At 35.1% G+C, this 19,213-nt stretch carries 18 protein-coding genes and 2 pseudogenes; 19 read left to right on the plus strand and 1 reads right to left on the minus strand.

Features of this window, described 5'->3' with window-relative positions; genetic code table 11:
- The first annotated feature begins 56 nt into the window (after positions 1-56).
- The 8 genes from AB6B24_RS02030 to AB6B24_RS02065 all read left to right on the plus strand — a co-directional run bounded on the left by AB6B24_RS02030 (position 57) and on the right by AB6B24_RS02065 (position 8,880).
- Entirely contained in the window at positions 57-1,253 is a 1,197-nt protein-coding gene (locus AB6B24_RS02030; RefSeq protein WP_311806116.1) for a CCA tRNA nucleotidyltransferase, read from the plus strand.
- Positions 1,254-1,368: 115 nt separating this feature from the next.
- The gene (locus tag AB6B24_RS02035) at positions 1,369-2,793 is read left to right on the plus strand and encodes a C69 family dipeptidase (RefSeq protein WP_270244490.1); all 1,425 of its coding nucleotides are present in this window, start codon (positions 1,369-1,371) and stop codon (positions 2,791-2,793) included.
- Between the two features lie 113 nt (positions 2,794-2,906).
- Complete coding sequence (locus AB6B24_RS02040) at positions 2,907-3,443, plus strand: hypothetical protein (protein WP_038601495.1); 537 nt, start codon at positions 2,907-2,909, stop codon at positions 3,441-3,443.
- A 103-nt stretch (positions 3,444-3,546) separates the two neighbouring features.
- On the plus strand, positions 3,547-4,629 hold the full coding sequence (locus AB6B24_RS02045; protein ID WP_311803099.1) for an iron-containing alcohol dehydrogenase family protein: 1,083 nt from the start codon (positions 3,547-3,549) through the stop codon (positions 4,627-4,629).
- A gap of 90 nt (positions 4,630-4,719) precedes the next feature.
- Positions 4,720-5,694, plus strand: coding sequence for a LysR family transcriptional regulator (locus AB6B24_RS02050; RefSeq protein ID WP_311803100.1), 975 nt, complete (start codon positions 4,720-4,722; stop codon positions 5,692-5,694).
- A 125-nt stretch (positions 5,695-5,819) separates the two neighbouring features.
- Positions 5,820-7,691 carry an ABC-F family ATP-binding cassette domain-containing protein gene (locus AB6B24_RS02055; protein ID WP_311803101.1) on the plus strand — a complete coding sequence of 624 codons (1,872 nt, stop codon included), beginning with the start codon at positions 5,820-5,822 and terminating at the stop codon, positions 7,689-7,691.
- A gap of 6 nt (positions 7,692-7,697) precedes the next feature.
- The gene (locus tag AB6B24_RS02060; RefSeq protein ID WP_012898161.1) at positions 7,698-7,880 is read left to right on the plus strand and encodes a hypothetical protein; all 183 of its coding nucleotides are present in this window, start codon (positions 7,698-7,700) and stop codon (positions 7,878-7,880) included.
- 25 nt (positions 7,881-7,905) lie between these two features.
- Positions 7,906-8,880, plus strand: coding sequence for a Gfo/Idh/MocA family protein (locus AB6B24_RS02065; protein WP_003130682.1), 975 nt, complete (start codon positions 7,906-7,908; stop codon positions 8,878-8,880).
- A 9-nt stretch (positions 8,881-8,889) separates the two neighbouring features.
- On the opposite strand, the gene msrA is transcribed toward AB6B24_RS02065, so the two are convergent.
- A complete protein-coding gene (gene msrA, locus AB6B24_RS02070; protein WP_003130680.1) occupies positions 8,890-9,441 on the minus strand; it encodes a peptide-methionine (S)-S-oxide reductase MsrA in 552 nt (183 codons plus the stop codon).
- A 140-nt stretch (positions 9,442-9,581) separates the two neighbouring features.
- Here msrA and AB6B24_RS02075 point away from each other — a divergent pair, with 140 nt between their 5' ends.
- From AB6B24_RS02075 to AB6B24_RS02125, 11 genes and pseudogenes are all read left to right on the plus strand, one after another.
- Complete coding sequence (locus AB6B24_RS02075; RefSeq protein ID WP_023188730.1) at positions 9,582-10,517, plus strand: dihydroorotate oxidase; 936 nt, start codon at positions 9,582-9,584, stop codon at positions 10,515-10,517.
- A gap of 116 nt (positions 10,518-10,633) precedes the next feature.
- Positions 10,634-11,341 carry a hypothetical protein gene (locus tag AB6B24_RS02080; RefSeq protein WP_015426713.1) on the plus strand — a complete coding sequence of 236 codons (708 nt, stop codon included), beginning with the start codon at positions 10,634-10,636 and terminating at the stop codon, positions 11,339-11,341.
- Between the two features lie 59 nt (positions 11,342-11,400).
- Positions 11,401-11,670 (plus strand): bacteriocin immunity protein, encoded by a 270-nt coding sequence (locus tag AB6B24_RS02085; protein WP_003130676.1) that lies wholly within the window; start codon positions 11,401-11,403, stop codon positions 11,668-11,670.
- A gap of 111 nt (positions 11,671-11,781) precedes the next feature.
- Positions 11,782-12,828 (plus strand): zinc-dependent alcohol dehydrogenase family protein, encoded by a 1,047-nt coding sequence (locus tag AB6B24_RS02090; protein WP_311803102.1) that lies wholly within the window; start codon positions 11,782-11,784, stop codon positions 12,826-12,828.
- 179 nt (positions 12,829-13,007) lie between these two features.
- Positions 13,008-15,437: pseudogene (locus AB6B24_RS02095) on the plus strand (cell wall anchor protein).
- 3 nt (positions 15,438-15,440) lie between these two features.
- Positions 15,441-16,106 carry a hypothetical protein gene (locus AB6B24_RS02100; RefSeq protein ID WP_230317948.1) on the plus strand — a complete coding sequence of 222 codons (666 nt, stop codon included), beginning with the start codon at positions 15,441-15,443 and terminating at the stop codon, positions 16,104-16,106.
- Complete coding sequence (locus tag AB6B24_RS02105) at positions 16,069-16,392, plus strand: hypothetical protein (protein ID WP_230317947.1); 324 nt, start codon at positions 16,069-16,071, stop codon at positions 16,390-16,392. Before AB6B24_RS02100 ends, AB6B24_RS02105 begins: the two co-directional genes overlap by 38 nt.
- 268 nt (positions 16,393-16,660) lie before the next feature.
- Positions 16,661-17,472 (plus strand): annotated as a pseudogene (locus AB6B24_RS02110) (cell wall anchor protein); the annotation flags it as partial.
- Between the two features lie 172 nt (positions 17,473-17,644).
- Entirely contained in the window at positions 17,645-18,154 is a 510-nt protein-coding gene (locus AB6B24_RS02115) for a hypothetical protein (RefSeq protein WP_012897500.1), read from the plus strand.
- Between the two features lie 22 nt (positions 18,155-18,176).
- Entirely contained in the window at positions 18,177-18,686 is a 510-nt protein-coding gene (locus AB6B24_RS02120; protein ID WP_095586821.1) for a hypothetical protein, read from the plus strand.
- A 10-nt stretch (positions 18,687-18,696) separates the two neighbouring features.
- Positions 18,697-19,194, plus strand: a complete 498-nt coding sequence (locus tag AB6B24_RS02125; RefSeq protein ID WP_311802431.1) for a hypothetical protein — start codon at positions 18,697-18,699, stop codon at positions 19,192-19,194.
- Positions 19,195-19,213: the final 19 nt, after the last annotated feature.

Here is a 19,213-nt window from a genome sequence, read left to right on the forward strand (position 1 = left end):
AGGTGTACAATGGGGCTATGCCCCGTTTTTGTTTAAAAAATGATAAAATAATAGATATGAAATTAGAAAAATTACCCGAGGAGTTTGTACAGGCCAAGCCGGTTTTAGAAAAAATAATCGAGCATGGGTTTGAAGCTTATTTTGTGGGAGGTTCTGTACGTGATATATTGCTTGGGCGAGAGATTCACGATGTGGATATTGCAACAAGTGCATATCCAGAGGAAATTAAAGATATTTTTCCTTATACCATTGATGTGGGAATCGAACATGGAACAGTACTTGTTTTAGCTGGAAAATCAGAAGCTGAACATTATGAAATTACTACTTTTCGGACAGAATCAAAATATACAGATTACAGACGGCCAGATCATGTGGATTTCGTCAGAGATTTACGAGAGGATTTAAAACGTCGTGACTTCACGGTCAATGCCTTTGCTTGTGATGTTAATGGGCAAATTATTGATTTGTTTGATGGACTGACGGATTTGAAGGAACGCAGGCTAACAGCGGTTGGCAGTGCTTTGGAACGTTTTAATGAAGATGCTTTACGGATTATGCGGGCCATGCGATTCGCAGCAACTTTAGATTTTCAAATTGAAAATAAAACTTTCTTAGCCATGTGTGAGTCGGCTCACTTACTGGAAAAAATCTCAGTTGAACGAATTTTTATCGAATTTGATAAGTTGTTGTTAGGTCAGGATTGGCGAAATGGTTTGACCTTACTGCTTAAATCAGGGGCTTATAAATATTTACCAGATTTGCAAGATTCGGCCTTGAAAAAAGTACTGACAGACTTGTCAGTAGATTTTCATTTTCAGAATTCTGAGCAAGCATGGGCAGCTTTACTGACCAGATTTTCCAATGTTGACGTGAAAACATTTTTGCGAAAATGGAAAGTGTCCAATGAATTTTCAAAATTTGTGGCAGACCTTGTATCAGCTTATGAACTTGACTCTTGGGATTTGATGAGTCTTTATCATTTCGGTTTAGAAAAAGTGCTTTTGGTTGATGAATTGAAAGTGGCTTATGGTTTGAAGATTGATAGAGAACAGGCTGTCACTATTAATAACCAACTTCAAATTCATGATAAATCAGAGATTGTCATTGCTGGAAAAGATTTAATGGAAGAATTTTCGCTTGAACCTGGTCCAGAACTTGGTAAAATTTTAAAAATTATTGAAGAAAAAATTGTCAAAAATGAATTGAAAAATGAGCAGGTTGCTATTTTTGCAGAAGTTAAAAAAATGCTCTGATTAAATTTTACTGACAGAAATTTTGGCAAATAACCAATTGAAATTTAGTATTTATAATAAATACAATTTCTTGGTTTCTAAGTGATGTATTTTATAGATTATAAAGGAGAAATAAATGAAAATTGAAAATCGCCGTAAAGGCTCATGTACAACAGTTCTTGTGGGAAGAAAAGCATCAATTGATGGTTCAACCATGATTGCTCGTAATGATGATGGACACGAAGCTTTGGATCCACAACGCTTTATTGTGATTCAACCTGAAGAACAACCTCGTCATTATAAAGCTGTTTTATCTGGTTTAGAATTAGATTTACCTGAAAATCCATTACGTTATACTTCAACGCCAAATGCAGTTTTAAAAGAAGGAATTTGGCCAGCGGCTGGGATTAATAGTGCTAATGTTGCGATGTCTGCAACAGAAACAATTACTACTAATCCAAGAATCTTAGGTCTTGACCCTTATGTGGAAAATGGGATGGGTGAAGAAGACCTTGTAACACTTGTTTTGCCATACATTAAAAGTGCTCGCGAGGGAGTTGAGCGTTTGGGTCAATTACTTAAGACTTATGGAACTTATGAGCCAAACGGGATTGCTTTTGCTGACAAAGAAGAAGTTTGGTGGTTAGAAACAATCGGTGGGCATCATTGGGCAGCAGTTCGTATTCCTGATGATTCTTATGTTGTAGCGCCAAACCGAATGAATATTGATGAATTCAAATTTGATAATGATGATTACATGTGTTCAAGTGATTTGAAAGAATTAATTGACGCAAATCATTTAAATCCTGATTTTGAAGGCTATGAAAGTCATTATAATTTGCGTCATATCTTTGGTTCATCTTCAATCAAAGATTCTGTTTATAATAATCCACGTACTTGGTATGGTCAAAACTTCTTAGGAAATCCATCTGAAGATCCACAAAATCAAGAACTTCCATTCATTTGTGAAGCCAGTCGAAAAATTACTGTTGAAGATGTTAAATTTGTTTTATCAAGTCATTTTGAAAATACAAAATATGACCCTTACGGCAGCACAAATAGTCCAGAAGAAAGAAAACTTTTCCGTCCAATCGGAATAAATCGTAATCATAGTGTTCATATTTTGCAAGTTAGAAATAATGTTCCAGATGAATTAGCAGGAGTTCAATGGCTTGCTTTTGGAGCAAACACTTTCAATCATGTTGTACCATTCTACACTGCAATTAATGATACGCCAGCTTCTTATCGTGATGCTAAGGGAGAATATGACCCAACAAATATGTACTGGTTGAGCGCAACAACAGCTGTTCTTGGTGATTCTAATTATGATTTATTTGTTGATTTACGAAATACTTTTGAATTAAATACAATGGCAAAATTCCATGAAATTCAAAATGAAACAGATAAGAATTTTGAAACAGCTGAAGATAAAATTGCTTATTTGACTCAGGCAAATGAAAAATTAGCAGAGGCGGCGTTTAAAGCACAAACGGAACTTTTGGGACGTATGGTCGTTCTTGGTTCAGCTAATATGAAATTACGTTTTGATTTTAATGACTAATTTAGTTTAAAAATAATTGTAAAAAAGTAGTTGAAAAACTACTTTTTTAGTTTTCTTTAAAGTACAAAATGGTATAATACTAAATAAGTCTCAAAAATAGAAAAGAGAAAGAAATGAATTCTAGAAAAAGTAAAAAAGTGAGAAAAGGCCGAGGAGGTAAAATTTTTGCGATTTTATTATCCATTGTTATATTTTTTGCTTTAATCATTTTTGGAGTAGTCATGATTGGTCGTCAAGTCATTTCAAGTCAAACCGATAATATTGCTGCTAAATTTTTACCAAGCTCAGGAAGTTCAGAAGGCTCAGCTAGTGTGACCGATGCAGTGAGTCAAATGGGATCGGCAACACCATCAGCTATTGCCACAAAATTAAATGAAAATGCAGATGTAATTAAGAGTCAATCGCAAGGAATGATAAGTTCAGCAAAAGCAACGAGCACCGACTCTAAAGTGACTTACACCTTGGAATCCTCTAAACTCAATAAAGCAACCGTTGGCGCCCTTTTATTAGCAAGTGGTGACCAAGTTGAAGAAGTAGCGGATAAGGTGTTAGATTCAATGAAAAAAGCTGGGGTTGCTCAACCTAAATTGCAAGTTGATTTGACTGATGATAAGGGGAATGTCATCAAAACGTTGAATTATAGTGCTTAAAATTGGATTTTACAATAAAAACAACATTTATTCAGTTAAATGTTGTTTTTTTGAATCTTAAGTGATAGAATATTCTAATAATTACTTAATTAGGAGGAAAATTATGAATATCTCAGAAGAAGTACGTCCCGGAGCCAATAGATATGTGAGTGGTCAAGGAATTTTGCAAGATTTAGAAAGCTATCTTGCGCCTTTTAATAAACTTGCGATAATTACTGGGGAGAAATCTTTTCAGGTTTTTCAAGATTTTTATCCTAAAGACTTAAATTATCCTGTTTTTCATTATGATGGCTCGGCCTCTGTCGAAAATGGAAAAAAACTCGCTAAAGAAATTGGTCAATCCGATGGTCTTCTTGCAATTGGCGGAGGGCGTTTGATTGATACTTGTAAAGTTGTAGCACAGGAGCTAAACTGTGAGTTAATTATTATTCCGACCTTGGTTTCTAATTGTGCTCCTTACACACCGGTTGCAGCTCTTTATCACCCTGACCATACTTTTGATAAAGTGGGTTATTTAAATAAAGTGAGCTATTTGACATTAGTTGATTACGATTTTTTATTGGCAACACCTCATGATTATTTTGTTGCAGGAATCGGGGATACACTCGCCAAATGGTATGAAATGGAAGGAATCGTTCGTCAGGTTTCACAGGAAGAACTTTCAGCCTCAGTTCGTTTGGGATTTGCGAGTGCAAAGGAAATTTTTAAAATATTATTTGCTGATTCTAAAGCAGCACTTAATGATTTGGCTGAACAGAAAGTGACGTCAGCTTTTGGGCGAATTGTTGATACAATCATTGAACTTTCAGGAACAGTTGGAGGTTTTGCTGGGACTTATGGACGGATGTCAGGGGCTCATGCGCTTCACAATGGTCTATCACTTTGCTCAGAGACACATCCTATTTTACATGGCTCAAAAGTCGCTTATGGTGTCTTGGTACAATTGGCTTATACGGGAGATACTTCAGAAATTGAAAAACTCTTACCATTTTATAAGGAAAATCATTTGCCTGCTTCTCTAGCAGAAATAAATTTGCCATTTGATTTGGAAAAATTGCAAGCAGTAGCAAAATTTGCAGCCAGTCCTGTAGAATCTTATCGTTTGATTGATTCAAAAGTTACTGACGAAAAAATCATAAGTGCCATCAAAGACTTAGAAGCTCTTGTCAGTAAAAATAAGGGTTGACATTCTGTCATTGAATCTAAAAGTTACTGACAGAAATTTTGAAAAATAGAATCAAAGTTTCAAGGTAAAAAATGAAATAAGGAAAAAGGAATGACGATAAGTTTACAACAACTCAAATATTTTATTGAAGTAGCCAGAGTGGGTTCAATTAATCAAGCTGCTGAAATTCTTTTTATTACACAACCTTCTTTGTCGAAGGCGATTAAAGATATTGAAGCGGAAGTTGATTTGTCGCTTTTTCAACGGTCAAGTAAAGGAATTTCGCTGACAGCAGATGGTGCAGAGTTTTTGGGATATGCACGACAAGTTGTAGAACAATCTGATTTATTGGAAACACGGTGGTTGGACCGAAAGCCCTCTCGAAAACTTTGTGCGATTTCGACCCAGCATTATGCTTTTGCGGTGAATGCCTTTGTCAATATGGTCAAAAAAACAGAATGTCAGGGGATTGGAGAATACGAATATACTCTGCGAGAAGCTAGAACTTATGAAATTATTGAAGATGTAAAGTCACTGCGCAGTGAGTTAGGAATTCTTTATAAAAATTCATACAATGCAAATGTTATGGATAAGATTTTAAAAGAAAATCGATTAACTTTTCATCCACTTTTCTTGGCGGAGCCGCATATCTTTGTCAGTTCAACAAATCCTTTAGCTCATAAAAAATTTGTAACATTAGAAGATTTAGAAGAATTTCCCCGCCTATCCTATGAACAAGGAGAACACAATTCTTTCTATTTTTCAGAAGAAATTTTATCTACAGTTTATGCTAAAAAAGACATTAAAGTAGGAGACCGAGCCACCATTTTCAATTTGATGATTGGATTAAATGGATATACAATTTCAACTGGAATTGTCAGTCAAGACTTGAATGGTGACAATATTGTAGCCATTCCTTTAGCAGTGGAGGATAATATTGAGATTGGTTGGATTTCACTAAGTGAACTTCAATTGACCAATCAGGCTGAACTTTTTTTAAAAGAACTGGAAAAAATTGTACATCCTTTTGATGTTCGTGAAGGTAAAAAGATTACTGACAGCTCATCAAATGAAATCTGTCAGTAAAAAATACTGACAGAAATAATTAGTTTACTATCCAGCTTTTTATCAGCAAAAAATTAAAGCCGTCATTACTGACAGGCTTTTTTGTGGTATAATCAAAGGTAATATAAGAGAAATTAGGACGAAAAATGGCAGACTTCATCGCACAAAATTTAAGTAAATCAGTTGGAGAAAAAACGGTTTTCAACCAAATCAATTTTATCATTCATGATCTTGACCGAATTGGTCTTTTGGGAGTTAATGGTACGGGTAAAACAACGCTCCTAAATGTTATTTCAGGACTTTCAGGATTTGATGGAGACCGCACGCCCTTTGATCATCCACAAAATTATAAAATTACATACCTTACTCAGGAACCTGATTTTAATCCAAAAGCTACAATTTTAGACACCGTCTTAGATGATTCGCTTCCGCAAATGCGAGCAATTAAAAATTACGAAGCAGCCCTTTTAGATTATGAAAATTTAGCTAAGTTAGAACGTGCCCAATCAGAAATGGATGCTTTGAATGCTTGGCAAGTAGAAGCAGATGTCAAAACAATTTTGACAAAACTTCAACTTCCTGACCCCGCCACTCTAATCGAAAGTCTTTCAGGTGGACAAAAAAGACGGGTTCAATTGGCTCAAGCTTTAGTCAATGATTCCGATTTATTATTACTTGATGAACCAACCAACCACCTCGATGTTGAAACCATCGCTTGGTTGCAAAATTATCTAAAAAATTCTCGAAGAACCGTTCTTTTTGTTACACATGACCGCTATTTCTTAGATAATGTTGCAACACGAATTTTTGAACTTGAAGATGCGGGTCTTAAAGAATACCAAGGAAATTATCAAGATTATCTTGCAAAAAAAGCTGAAGATGAAGAAAGAGAAGCCGCAGCAAGTCACAAGGCAAAACAACTTTATCAATCTGAATTAACTTGGATTCGTAAATCACCTCAAGCGCGTGCTACAAAACAACAAGCACGGATTGACCGCTTTGAAGACCTTAAAGATTCTATGAAAACTAGTAAAAATCTAGGAGATTTAGAACTCAACATTGCGAGCAGCCGCTTAGGGAAAAAAGTAATTAATTTTAAAAATGCCGCTTTTTCTTATCCTGACCGACCAATTTTTAAAGATTTTGAATTAATCGTTCAAGGGCACTCGCGCTTGGGGATTGTTGGTGATAATGGTGTCGGAAAATCGACCTTACTCAATATCATTGATGGTGAGCTAGCATTAACTGACGGGATTTTGGAAATTGGTGAAACAGTAAAAATTGGTTATTTCAGTCAAGAAATTCGAGGACTTGATGAAAATAAACGCATGATTAACTTTCTTGAAGAAGTTGCATCTGCTGCACATAACAGCAGCGGTGAAAATATCTCAATTGTTAATTTATTAGAGCAGTTTCTATTCCCAAGAAGTAGTCATGGAACACTGATTTCTAAACTTTCAGGTGGTGAGAAAAAACGACTCTATTTACTTAAAATTTTATTATTACAACCCAATGTGCTTTTGCTTGACGAACCAACCAATGACTTGGATATTGCAACCTTAACCGTACTTGAAAATTTCCTAGGCTCTTTTCCGGGTGCTGTTTTGACAGTTTCTCATGACCGCTATTTCCAAGATAAAGTGAGCAACGAATTACTTGCCTTTGAAGATGGGCAAATTAATCATTATTTTGGTGCTTACAGTGACTATTTAGCCGTCAAAATGGAAGAAAAATCTGCTGACAAAGCTGTCAGTAAAATTGAAAGTCCAATAAGTACTGACAAAACTGAAAATACTGACAAAACGAAACTGACCTATATGGAAAAGAAAGAATGGGAAACCATTGAAAGCCAAATTGCTGAAATCGAAGAGCGAATTTCTGAGATTGACACAGAAATGAATGAAAATGGTTCAAATACAGAACTCCTACTGGATTTACAAAAAGAACTAGACAACAAAACAAAAGAACTTGAAGAAAAATATGAACGTTGGGAATATCTATCAGAAAGGGCTGACTAAAACATTATGACAACGCAAGAACTTATTGAAACCTTACAAAAATTTCCGGCAGAAGCAACTGTAAAAATCATTCAAAACGATATCAGTGGTGACCGATTTTTTGATGTTAATACAGTAGAAAATCTGGCCAGAGTCCGTGTTACCACTGCAGGAGTTGAAACCGTAGATACCGTGATTATTGGTATTTAAACCCAGAGACGAAAGAGGAAGTCAAATGTTAAAAATCGGAATTATGGGTGCCGCTAAAATTGTTCCAAGATTTGTAGCAGGTGTAAAAGAGAGTGGTCAAGCTGAAGTTACTGGGATTGCCGCCAGAAATAAGGAAAAAGCACAAAAAGCCGCTTTGGAATTAGAAATTCCACAAGTTTATGATGATTATGCAAGCTTAGTAAATGCAGCAGAAATTGATTTAATCTATATTCCACTCATCAATAAACAACATTATCCTCAAGCAAAAATGGCTTTAGAAGCAGGTAAAAATGTACTTCTAGAAAAACCATTTACCTTGACTCTTGAAGAAAGTCAGGAATTATTCAAGATAGCAAATGAAAAAAATCTTTTTTTGATGGAAGCTCAAAAATCTGTTTTCCTACCTGTGATGGCCCAAATCAAAAAATGGCTTGATGCCAATGAAATTGGTAAAATATCTCGTCTTGCAATAAATGATTTCAGACCCCATACCAACCGGGAGAGCTGGGCCTTAGACATAAAAGAAGGCGGTGGCGCTTTTATCATGCATGCCAGCTATCCACTCTCTGTCTTACAATTCTTATTTGGAACAGGTTTTGATGCAGCAAAAGGAATTTATTGGTCTTCTGAAGAAAATAAAGCAGATTTAGATTACGAAATTCTCTTAAAAAAAGCAGAAATTATGATTAATATTTCACTTAGCACGCGCTTAGATAAACCAAATACATTTATCATTTATGGTGAAAAAGGAGAAATTTCAGTTCCAAATTATTGGAAATCAAACCAAGCCAGTCTTATTAAAAATGATGGAACGGTTGAAGAATTTTCTCATCCAATGCCAAGTGAATTCAGCTATGAGATTGATGAAATTGCTGAACTGATCAATAAGGGCAAGAAAAAAAGTGAAAAACTTTCCCCAGAAATGACAATGACGACAGTCAAAATTGTGGAAGACCTATACCAAGAATGGTTTGGTAAAGAGTGGCCAAATATAAAATAAAAACACTAGTTATCTAGTGTTTTTTCTTAAAAATTTAAATTTCCCTTTAAAACGTTGTAAGGCTAAATAACGTTCACGTGCTTTGTGCATCGCTTGGTAACGTTTAGGATCTTTTTTATAGTATTGTTGATGATATTCTTCAGCTGGCCAAAAAGTTTTTGCCTCTTCAATCGGAACAACAATTGGTTTATCCCAAATTCCAGATTTCTCTAAGGCAATTTTACTTTTTTGAGCAGCAATTCTTTGTTCTTCACTTTCAACAAAAATCACTGGACGATAATTTGCACCTCGGTCATAAATTTGTCCGTCAGCATCAGTGGGGTCAATCAATGACCAATAAATATCTAATAGTTCATCATAAGAAATCAATTCATTATCAAATAAAATTTCAACTGCTTCCGTATGGCCAGAAGCTTTTGAGAGGACTTGGTCATAAGTAGGGTATTCGATATGTCCACCAGTATAACCACTAGTTACAGCCAGAATACCTGGACGTTCTTCAAAAGGTTCAACCATACACCAAAAACAACCACCAGCAAAAATAGCTCGTTCTGTACTCATTTTACACCTCCATTTGCTCTAATTTAATTATATCATGTGAAAAAAATGCCACCTCATCATTTGACTCGAACTTTAAAAATTTTGAATTTGTCTTTTTTGTGATAGAATAGTTAAAAATAGAAAAGGGGAACGATTTTTTAATGCTAAAAACAACTTTTGCAAATGCGGAATTCGCTAATCCATTCATGAACGCTTCAGGAGTCCATTGTATGACAACTGAGGATTTAGAAGAATTAAAAGCCTCTCAAGCAGGGGCCTATATCACCAAAAGTTCCACATTAGAAAAAAGAGAAGGTAATCCACTCCCACGTTATGTTGACTTAGAATTAGGCTCAATTAATTCTATGGGCTTACCTAACCTAGGGTTTGATTACTACTTAGATTATGTTTTAAAAAATCAAAAAGAAAAGGCTCAAGAAGCGCCAATCTTCTTTTCCATTGCTGGGATGAGCGCAGCCGAAAATATCGCTATGCTTAAGAAAATTCAAGAAAGTAATTTTTCAGGAATTACAGAATTGAACCTTTCTTGTCCAAATGTCCCTGGGAAACCACAGCTTGCTTATGATTTTGAAGCCACTGAAAAACTCCTAAAAGAAGTTTTTACCTTCTTCACAAAGCCTTTAGGTGTAAAACTTCCTCCTTATTTTGACCTCGTTCATTTTGATATCATGGCAGAAATCCTCAATCAATTTCCGTTGACTTATGTTAACTCAGTCAATAGTATTGGGAATGGACTTTTTATTGATTCAGAAGCAGAAAGCGTAGTTATTAAGCCTAAAGACGGTTTTGGTGGAATTGGTGGAGCATACATCAAACCAACAGCGCTTGCAAATGTTCGTGCTTTCTATACTCGACTCAAACCTGAAATTCAAATCATTGGAACAGGTGGTATTGAAACAGGACAAGATGCCTTTGAACACCTCTTATGTGGAGCTACAATGCTTCAAATTGGAACAGCTTTACACAAAGAAGGCCCTGCAATCTTTGATAGAATCATTAAAGAATTAGAAGAAATTATGGATAAAAAAGGTTATCAATCAATTGCTGATTTCCATGGAAAATTAAAATCATTATAAAAAATTATCATAAAAAGCTGAATTTAAACAGCTTTTTTCTTATCTTATAAATGAAATTTAAAAATTACTAAAAGAGATGATATAATGTAAAAGATTAAACAAACAAGGAGAAATATATGGAAATTTTTATGACTTTTATCGTTTATTCTTTTATTGGTTGGATATGGGAGACCTTCTATTGCTCATTTAAAGACCGGCATTTTGTTTTTAGAGGTTTTTTATTAGGCCCTTATTGCCCTGTTTATGGTTTTGGCGTCTCTGCCGTCTTACTTTTAGTTCCAGATACCGGAAATTTATTCAGCCTTTATCTTAATACGATTGTGATTGTGACAGTCGTTGAATTCATTGGAAGTTGGATTTTAGAGAAATTCTTTAATATGAAGTTATGGGACTACTCAACCCTCCCTTTCAATATTGAAGGAAGAGTAGCTGTTCCCGTTTCATTATTTTGGGGTGTAGGTTGTATTATTTTGATTAAATTAGTTAATCCACCTGTTCAAAATTGGATTCATGATTTTAATGAATTAACCCACAGTTGGGGTGTGATTTTGATATTAATTATCTTTCTGGCTGACCTTGTTTCAACATTTATTTTTACGATTTCAACCAAAAAAGAAGTCTTGGCTATGATTGATGATTCTGACAAAGAAAATGCAGCAATCAAAGAATTTCGTCTTAAACATCTCTTTACAAACCATGAAACAGCAGCAAATCGGATAAAAGTATTAGAATTACTTAAAAATAAACCTCTAAAATTAAAACATTATAATTTGCGCAGAATTCTCAAAAACTATCCAAATATGAATTTGACCAAAAAACGATAATTTAAAAATCGTAAGCGTTTTTAGTAGCCTTAGAAATAAATTCGTGGCATAATGAGGTCATGAATAAAACATTTGAAAAAGAAGAAATTTTAAATGAACTCTATAACCTTATATTAGACCGAAATATTCGTGACTGGGAACGCCAGTGTTTACTTCATACGAAAGTTCAATTAGAGAATCAAGGCCAACTTGCAGATGAGTTAGCAAAATTAGAAGTGACCTTAAGACCACTGGCATTACGCTATAATCTTACACCAAAGGTCGCTGAATTTTATCAAAAAATTTCCAACAGCAAACTCTTTGGTCGAGGAGTTGGTGGCATTATATAAGCCCTTAGTTCTCCTTATGCTTTAAAAGCATAAGGAGTTTTTAAAAAAGTATTTTAAAAAAAGTAAAATTCATTTTATAATGAATTCAATAAAAGAAAAGGAAGTAAAAAAATGAAATCAGCTTATTTTGTCGAAAAAAATAAAATGGAAGTTAGAGAATTTCCCAAAGCGCAACTTGTAAAAGAAACAGATGCTATCATAAAAATTGTTCGTGCCTGCGTATGTGGTTCCGATTTATGGTGGTTCCGTGGGATTTCTGAACGTCAACCTGGACAGGTAGGGCATGAAGCTATTGGTCTGATTGAAGAAGTAGGCGCCGGAGTTAAAAACTTTAAAGTAGGAGATTTTGTCATTGTTCCCTTTACGCACGGTTGTGGACACTGTCCAATTTGTTTGGCAGGCTTTGAAGCCAATTGTCCAAATGCAAAAGATGGTGTGAATGGCGGCTATCAAGGAGAATTCTATCGAGCAATTAATGCTGATGGTGCCCTTGTCAAAATCCCGGGTCAACCAAGTGATTATTCTGATGACCAGTTGGCTTCATTGACGACTTTAGCTGATGTCATGCCTACAGGTTTTCATGCAGCTAAAGCAGCAGATGTCCATGAAGGTGATACAGTGGTTGTCTTTGGTGATGGAGCGGTTGGACTTTGTGCAGTGATTTCAGCTAAACTTTTAGGAGCAAAACGGATTATTGCCATGAGTCGCCATGAAGACCGTGCAGCACTTGCGCGTGACTTTGGTGCAACAGATATTATTGCTGAACGCGGGGAAGAAGCGATTCAAAAAATAATGTTCTTAACCAATGGTTATGGTGCAGATGCTGCCTTAGAATGTGTCGGAACAAAACAAGCAATTGAATCTGCTTTTCAAGCGGTAAGAGCAGGAGGGCGAGTAGGTCGTGTGGGAGTTCCTCATGATGTTGATTACAATGAATGGGTTGATTCTCTTTTTTGGAAAAATATTCAACTTGGAGGTGGAGTAGCCTCTGTCGCACGCTGGGATAAGGAAATCTTACTTGAAGCAGTTTTAAGTGGGGAGATTAATCCAGGCCGTGTCTTTACAGCAGAATTTAGCTTAGATGAAATTCAAAAAGCATATGAAGCAATGGATCAACGTACAGCAATTAAATCTCTATTGAGAATTTCAGAGGGATAAATAAGAAAATAGTAAATAAATCAAAAGTCTACCAAAGTTGGTAGGCTTTTTTGTATTCTAAAAGTCTTATTTTTAAATTAAGTTAAAATAATTACTTTATTTTTACCAAAGCTTCTAATTAAGCGTATAATGTTAAATAATCAGAAAACAAAAAATATTCACTAAAAGGAGATTTTGCATTGGAAAATCAGAAAAAGCACTTTCAGATGAAGTCACCAAGTAAATTTTGGTTACTTAGCACTGGAATTCTTTTGAGTTTGTTAGTTTATGATCTGCCTTTAGCAGTAAAAGCTGATGAAAATTTAGCTGTTATCCCACCAAGCCAAACTGAAGCTGTCACCCATCCAACTGTAAATTCTTCTCTTGCCGCGTCTGATTCGACAACCGAAGGAAATACAGGAAGTTCACAGGCAGAAATGCAAACTAAAGCGGCGACCTTAATAGTTTCACAGGCAAGCACCGCTCCAAATGCCAGTTCAGTTTCATCATCTTCAACCAGTTCGGCTCAGGCTTCAAGTGGAGAAGCACGTTCTAATTCTTCAGATATTTCAGCTTCATTGAGTTCAAACGCCTCAACTTCAAAAGCCCCAAATGTTCCCCTTGATTCATCAAAAGTAAACGTCACAATTGCTTCAAGCCTATCGGCGAGCGGAACAATCATAAATCCTGCTCTCACAAATGGTTCAATTGCCAGTCAAGCCAATGGTCAAGACCCTGTCATAAGCTCGATTTCTGCGACAGGTTCAGTCGCCAATGACATTACAGGACCAGCCACGCTAGATGATATCAATATTACAATCAAGGCTAATAATCTTGTACCCAATAATTTTCTGACCCCAGACGGTCTACATTGGTCAGAAAATACACAAGTTATTCCGATTGTGGGTCAGGCAACAGGTCAAATTAGTGCTGAAAATTTTGGTGGAACGGACGGCCCGACCATACCTGCGACCACTTATACTATGAATGCAGAAGATTCTGGACGAATTACTAATGTTGGAACAACCCTAGCCGGAACCAATCTAGATTTGATCTACAAAGTCATTTCAACAGATGAATCAAGCTGGCAAGCCCCCGCAGGAAGTACGTCTGACTGTCCGATTGGATTGGCTTTTACAGGCGACAAAACATTGCCAACTCCGACGGAAACTCGATTGTCGCCCTCTACTACGGGGCAAATAATGTCAATCTCAATTATCAAATTGTCATACATAATACGAATTTTCAAATCCCTGTTCTCGCCTCTTTTATCACAACGGATATTGATATGGCCCAAGGAGTCAAAACCAATCTTGCCAACCTTTTAACGGTCATTCCAAAGACCACTAATCTTGCGACAGATTCAAGTGGTGTTATTTATGATACGACAAGCCCTGATACCAACTTGAATGGTCAAGCTAGTCTCCCTTATGGCGGTTATCTGGGTGTCGGTTTTCTGTCAAACTTTGACTATGATTTTTACAGTCCAGCGCCAGTTCGTAGTGGAAATTCTTATCAATATTCCCAAGGCGTTCGCTATGACCTTTTTGGTTCGGCGCTTCAAGCGCATTTAACCACACAAGTTCGTGATATTGTTTATCTTAACTACTATGATGCGGACGAAAACAATCAGCTTATCGTTCCCCAACATCAATTTATCTGGTTTCCAAATGTTTCTTGGAATGTGCCAGTAAGCACTTTTCCTCATTATCAATACGGTTGGCAAAATCAAAAGACTACAGGAAATATTATTCATGTCGGCGATTATTACCATATTCAAAGTACAGTCACTTATGCTTATTACGGCACAGATGGCACTTATCTCGGTCAAGAATCAACCAGTGGACTTTATAACAAGCCTTATTCGGTTAGTGTCCCTTATAACTTTGGAGATTACTATATCGAAGGAAATAAGATAAGAGCAGGACTTTATCCAAAACAAGATGAAACGCTTAATGTTTACTACAAATATGTGCCACCGATTGTTTATTACAACACGAGCAATCCCTATGCGACGACTTATTATGCCAATGGCTATGAGTATGTGCCAAATTATATTCCACCTGTGGTTTATTATACGCCAACTTATGATGGTTATGGTGGAGGATACTCTTACTTTGGAGGTTATGCTTATTCATCCGGAGGGTATAGTAATTCTAACGTAGCTTATTATCCAAATTATGTACCACAATCTGCTTATTATTCTAAAGAAGCTCAACTTGTAGCAGAAGAAGGTGGGAATAATTCATCTAAAGTAAATTATTCCACGGATAAAGAAGATAACTCACTTTTGAATTTTGGAGAAAGTGTATGTATGGTCTTCTAGTTTGGGAGAAAGCCTAAAAAATGTGACACGATTTGCTCCTTGGCAAATAAGTAGTTTTGTGGACTATGGGACACAGATTGTATCGGGAGAGGATGCAAATGATGCTCTAAATAAAACGGCTGTTCATGCTGGACTGAGTGCGGTGGGAGATGTAGCAGGTGAATATGTTGCAGAAGAAATTGGAGGAATGCTTGGGACTGCTCTTGCTCCTGGGGTTGGTACAATTATTGGAATTGGAATAGGTGCGGCTCTTGGTGTTGGTTTTGATTTTATTTACGATAAAATTAAAAAAAGAAGGAGGTAGATAATGGTAAATATAGAAAAGAAAAGTTCTATCTTTGATTCTCATAAACAATTTTTATATGAAGAAGTTGGGAAGAGATATTACATTGATACACAGACCTTTCAGCTTTTTTATATAAAAACTGAGATTAATAATTCTTCTTCAAATCAGAGGAAAAATTTTGCTCAATTTTCAGGGATTCTAGCAACTGTTCTTGGAGTGTTAGCACAATCGATTATTTCTTCACCAACTTATCTGGTAAAAATATCTTTAGTTTTAGGAATGGTTATTTTAACAGTTCTTATCACTTCTCTTTTATATTTTGTTGAGAGAATGTTTGATTATCCAAGATTTAAAGACTTGGATAGAGGATTAAAAGCTTGGAAATACAAAGCTATTGTGTTGGTGCCCGAAAAAAAGTTGAGGATACTTAGAGAAGTGAAAAAGCATATTAGGATAGTTATATTAATCTGTTTGTTTTTCTTAATCTTAACTCCAATATTTGGAGGACTATATGTTACAACTTCAGAACCTAGACTGTTTATTCTATATGGTATTGTATTTTTTCTGTTCACTTTACTTTTTCCATATTTAATTTTGGCAATTAAAAAATCAAGAATTGTTGCTATATGGGAGAAAAAAACAAGAGAAAATGGAAATTTCAGAAAAAATATTTCTACTGACAAATGAGGGCGTTGACTATTTTATTGATACTGAAACTTACCGATTATTTACTGATTCAGAACAAAAGACTAACAATGTTCCTCAGTTAGTGGGTGTATCTGGTTCGATAGCAACTGTTTTGGGAATAATTTTTAAAGGAAATATTCTTATGATTAGCCCCACAAATAAAATTATAGTTGTACTGTCAATGTGGCTCATCATTTTTATTTCTTCCATTCTTCTGCCAATTTATCAAGCAAAAAGAAACAAGAAGATAATTTCTAGTGGCAGGCTTGTTATCAAAAAAAAATGACAAAGTATATGACGCTTATCTGTTCAGTAAGATTTATAAGGCATCAATATTTTATATAATCGCTTGGATTGCTCCTCTTATAATGATATTTATGTCAATTTATTTTATTGATTATTCTAATATTATTTTTTTAGTTGCACTTGTTGTAATGATGATTTTAAGTTCAATTTCGACGACATTCATCATAACAATTCCTAAACGCTACAAGCTGCTAAAAAATGAAAAAGGAAGGAATTTTTTAAAGAGTTTCTCCGAGAAATGAAAATGTCGGCTTATTGTCCCCCAACATCAATTTATCTGGTTTCCAAATGTTTTTTGGAATGTTTCAGCCAGTAAATTCCCACATTATGCTTATGGACAAGAAAGTCAGCACAAAAATGGGGCCACAATAATAGTCGGTGATTATTATCATATCCAAAGTACCGTCACTTATGATTACTATGGTACGGACGGTACCTATCTATGACAACAATCAACCACTGGACTTTATGGACATTCTTATTCGGTCAATGCCCCTTAAATGCCCCTTATAACTTTGGTAATTACTACATCGAAGGAAGCACCACGCAGTCAGGGACTTATCCAAAACATGATGAAATACTTGATGTGTACTACAAATATGTGCCACCGATTGTTTACTATAACACGAGTAATCCTTATGCGACGACTTATTATGCCAATGGTTATGAATATGTGCCGAATTATATTGCGCCTGTGATTTATTATGCACCAACTTATGATAGTTATGGCTATGGTGGAGGCTACTCTTATTCTAGTGGTTATGTTTATTCATCAGGAGGAGGATATAGTAATTCTAGTGGTGCTTACTATCAGACTTATGTTCCACAATCTGCTTATTACTCCAAAGAAGCTCAACTTGTAGCAGAAGAAAGAGAATATGGTATAGGGAGTACATATTCAATACCAAAAACCAGTAATGAAAGTGCTGCTTGGGCACCAGCACTAGGTTTTGGACTATTTACAGCCGAAGATGCGGGAGAAAGTATAGAAGTGCCACCAGTAGCGATTGGACTTGGAGTCGTTGCTCTGGTATCTTTAGTAGTTGCAGGAGGAATTTAGTTATTTAGTGATAGAGAAAGTCCTATAAATAAACCAAATAGAAAGAAGCAAGGAAGGGAACTAAATGAAGAAAAGAAAAATGATCCAAAGTGGAAGGGGAATCCCAACAAAAATTCTAACCGAGCAATGAAAAAACATACACCAAGTAAGAAACATAACGGAGGAAAATAAGATGTTTGAGCCAAAACTATGGATTAAACCAACAAACACAAAGTGGCTTGTTAAAGAAATATCTCAATATTTGGATTGGATAATAAAAAAAGGAATTTTTGATGGAGAAATGAATATCTTTCTTACAAATGCTAAATTTGTTTATGATTCCAGTGCTAGAAAACGAGAGGGGAACTTTTTCGGACCTTTTGATAAATCAATTATTCCGTCACTTTATTTTCCGCTTGGAGATATTTTTAGGACAATATCTCGTAGAGGAAAAGAAAATGCGGTCTGTGATTGGCTACAATATTTAACGCTCTTTCTCTATGATTATGTAGATTGGCAAGAAGATAGGGAGTTCAATAGTGAATTAAACAATGACTTAGCAGATAAAATGATTTATGAATATATAGATTTTAACAAAATTAGCTTTGAATCAGAGGATAGAAGAAAAAAGGAAAATCGAAAACGAGCAAAAAATAAAGGTAAGAAGAAAGAAAAAAAGAGAAGACAAAACAAAAGAATTTGAAAGAAAGACTGAATAAAAGAGAATGAGGGGAAAAATTAAACTAAATATTCTTCCTTCCGTTAATAGATTAGTTGCAAAGGAGATTATAAAATATATTGATTGGCTAAAAGAAAGATATTCATTTCCAGAGCAATTGACAATTATTATTACTGGGGCTTCTTATCTTGTTAGTGATAAAACTGGAAATCATGTGACTTCTACATTCGGAAAGCCATGGGGAGAGCAAAAAGATTATTATATGAAAATAGCGGTAGGAGATTTTTTTGAGATGCATCGCTGGGGGAGAAGAAATGCTGTTTATAGTATTTTAAATGATATATCGTATGGTCTTATGCAATACTATGATTTACTTAGTACAGAAAAAGCCGATTTTAATGAAGATGAAATAGATAAAAAGGCTACCCAACTAACAATCGACTATTCTATTGAACGAGGCGTTTTGCTAGGGGATATGTACAGAAAAATACATCATTGGGGAATGTCGGCAGTTAGAAAATATAGAAATAGTAAATCAAATAGAATAAAGAAGTGAGAAATAGGTAATGTTTCAAGAAATTTATACAAAAGATAATGAAGAGAATTTTTATGTTGGTAAAAAGCTTGGAAGGAAAGAAAATTTTTATCTTTATGAATTGATAGATGATAAAGGACGTTTTCTTTCTATATCTTTAATACATAAAAATATTATTAATAAGACAATAGATTCAAGCGAGTATCTGGACTTAATGAGTTCTTTTGTGAAAACTAATGGCAAATTTTTTGATGTTTTCAATCTTTCAAGAGATTTTGAAGCAAAAAAATTCAATTTTTCTCACCTACTTAATAAAAATATCCTTTATGCACGTGGGAAAAAAGACTTGATAGAAATATCAAAAGTTGTAAAAGTTAAAGAAGAGAGTCTATTTTTAGGAAAAATAGACTCCCCACTATATGACTCTATTGGTGACGAACTTTCTGAGGTTTTGTTTAGTGATTTTGAGAAAGTTGATATAGTCTCAGTTGAAGAATATTTAATGAGGCAGTATTTGAAAAAAATGTAAATATTTAGGTGGAAAATAA

It is taken from the genome of Lactococcus sp. AK05 (assembly GCF_041026685.1).
Lineage (GTDB): Bacteria > Bacillota > Bacilli > Lactobacillales > Streptococcaceae > Lactococcus > Lactococcus lactis.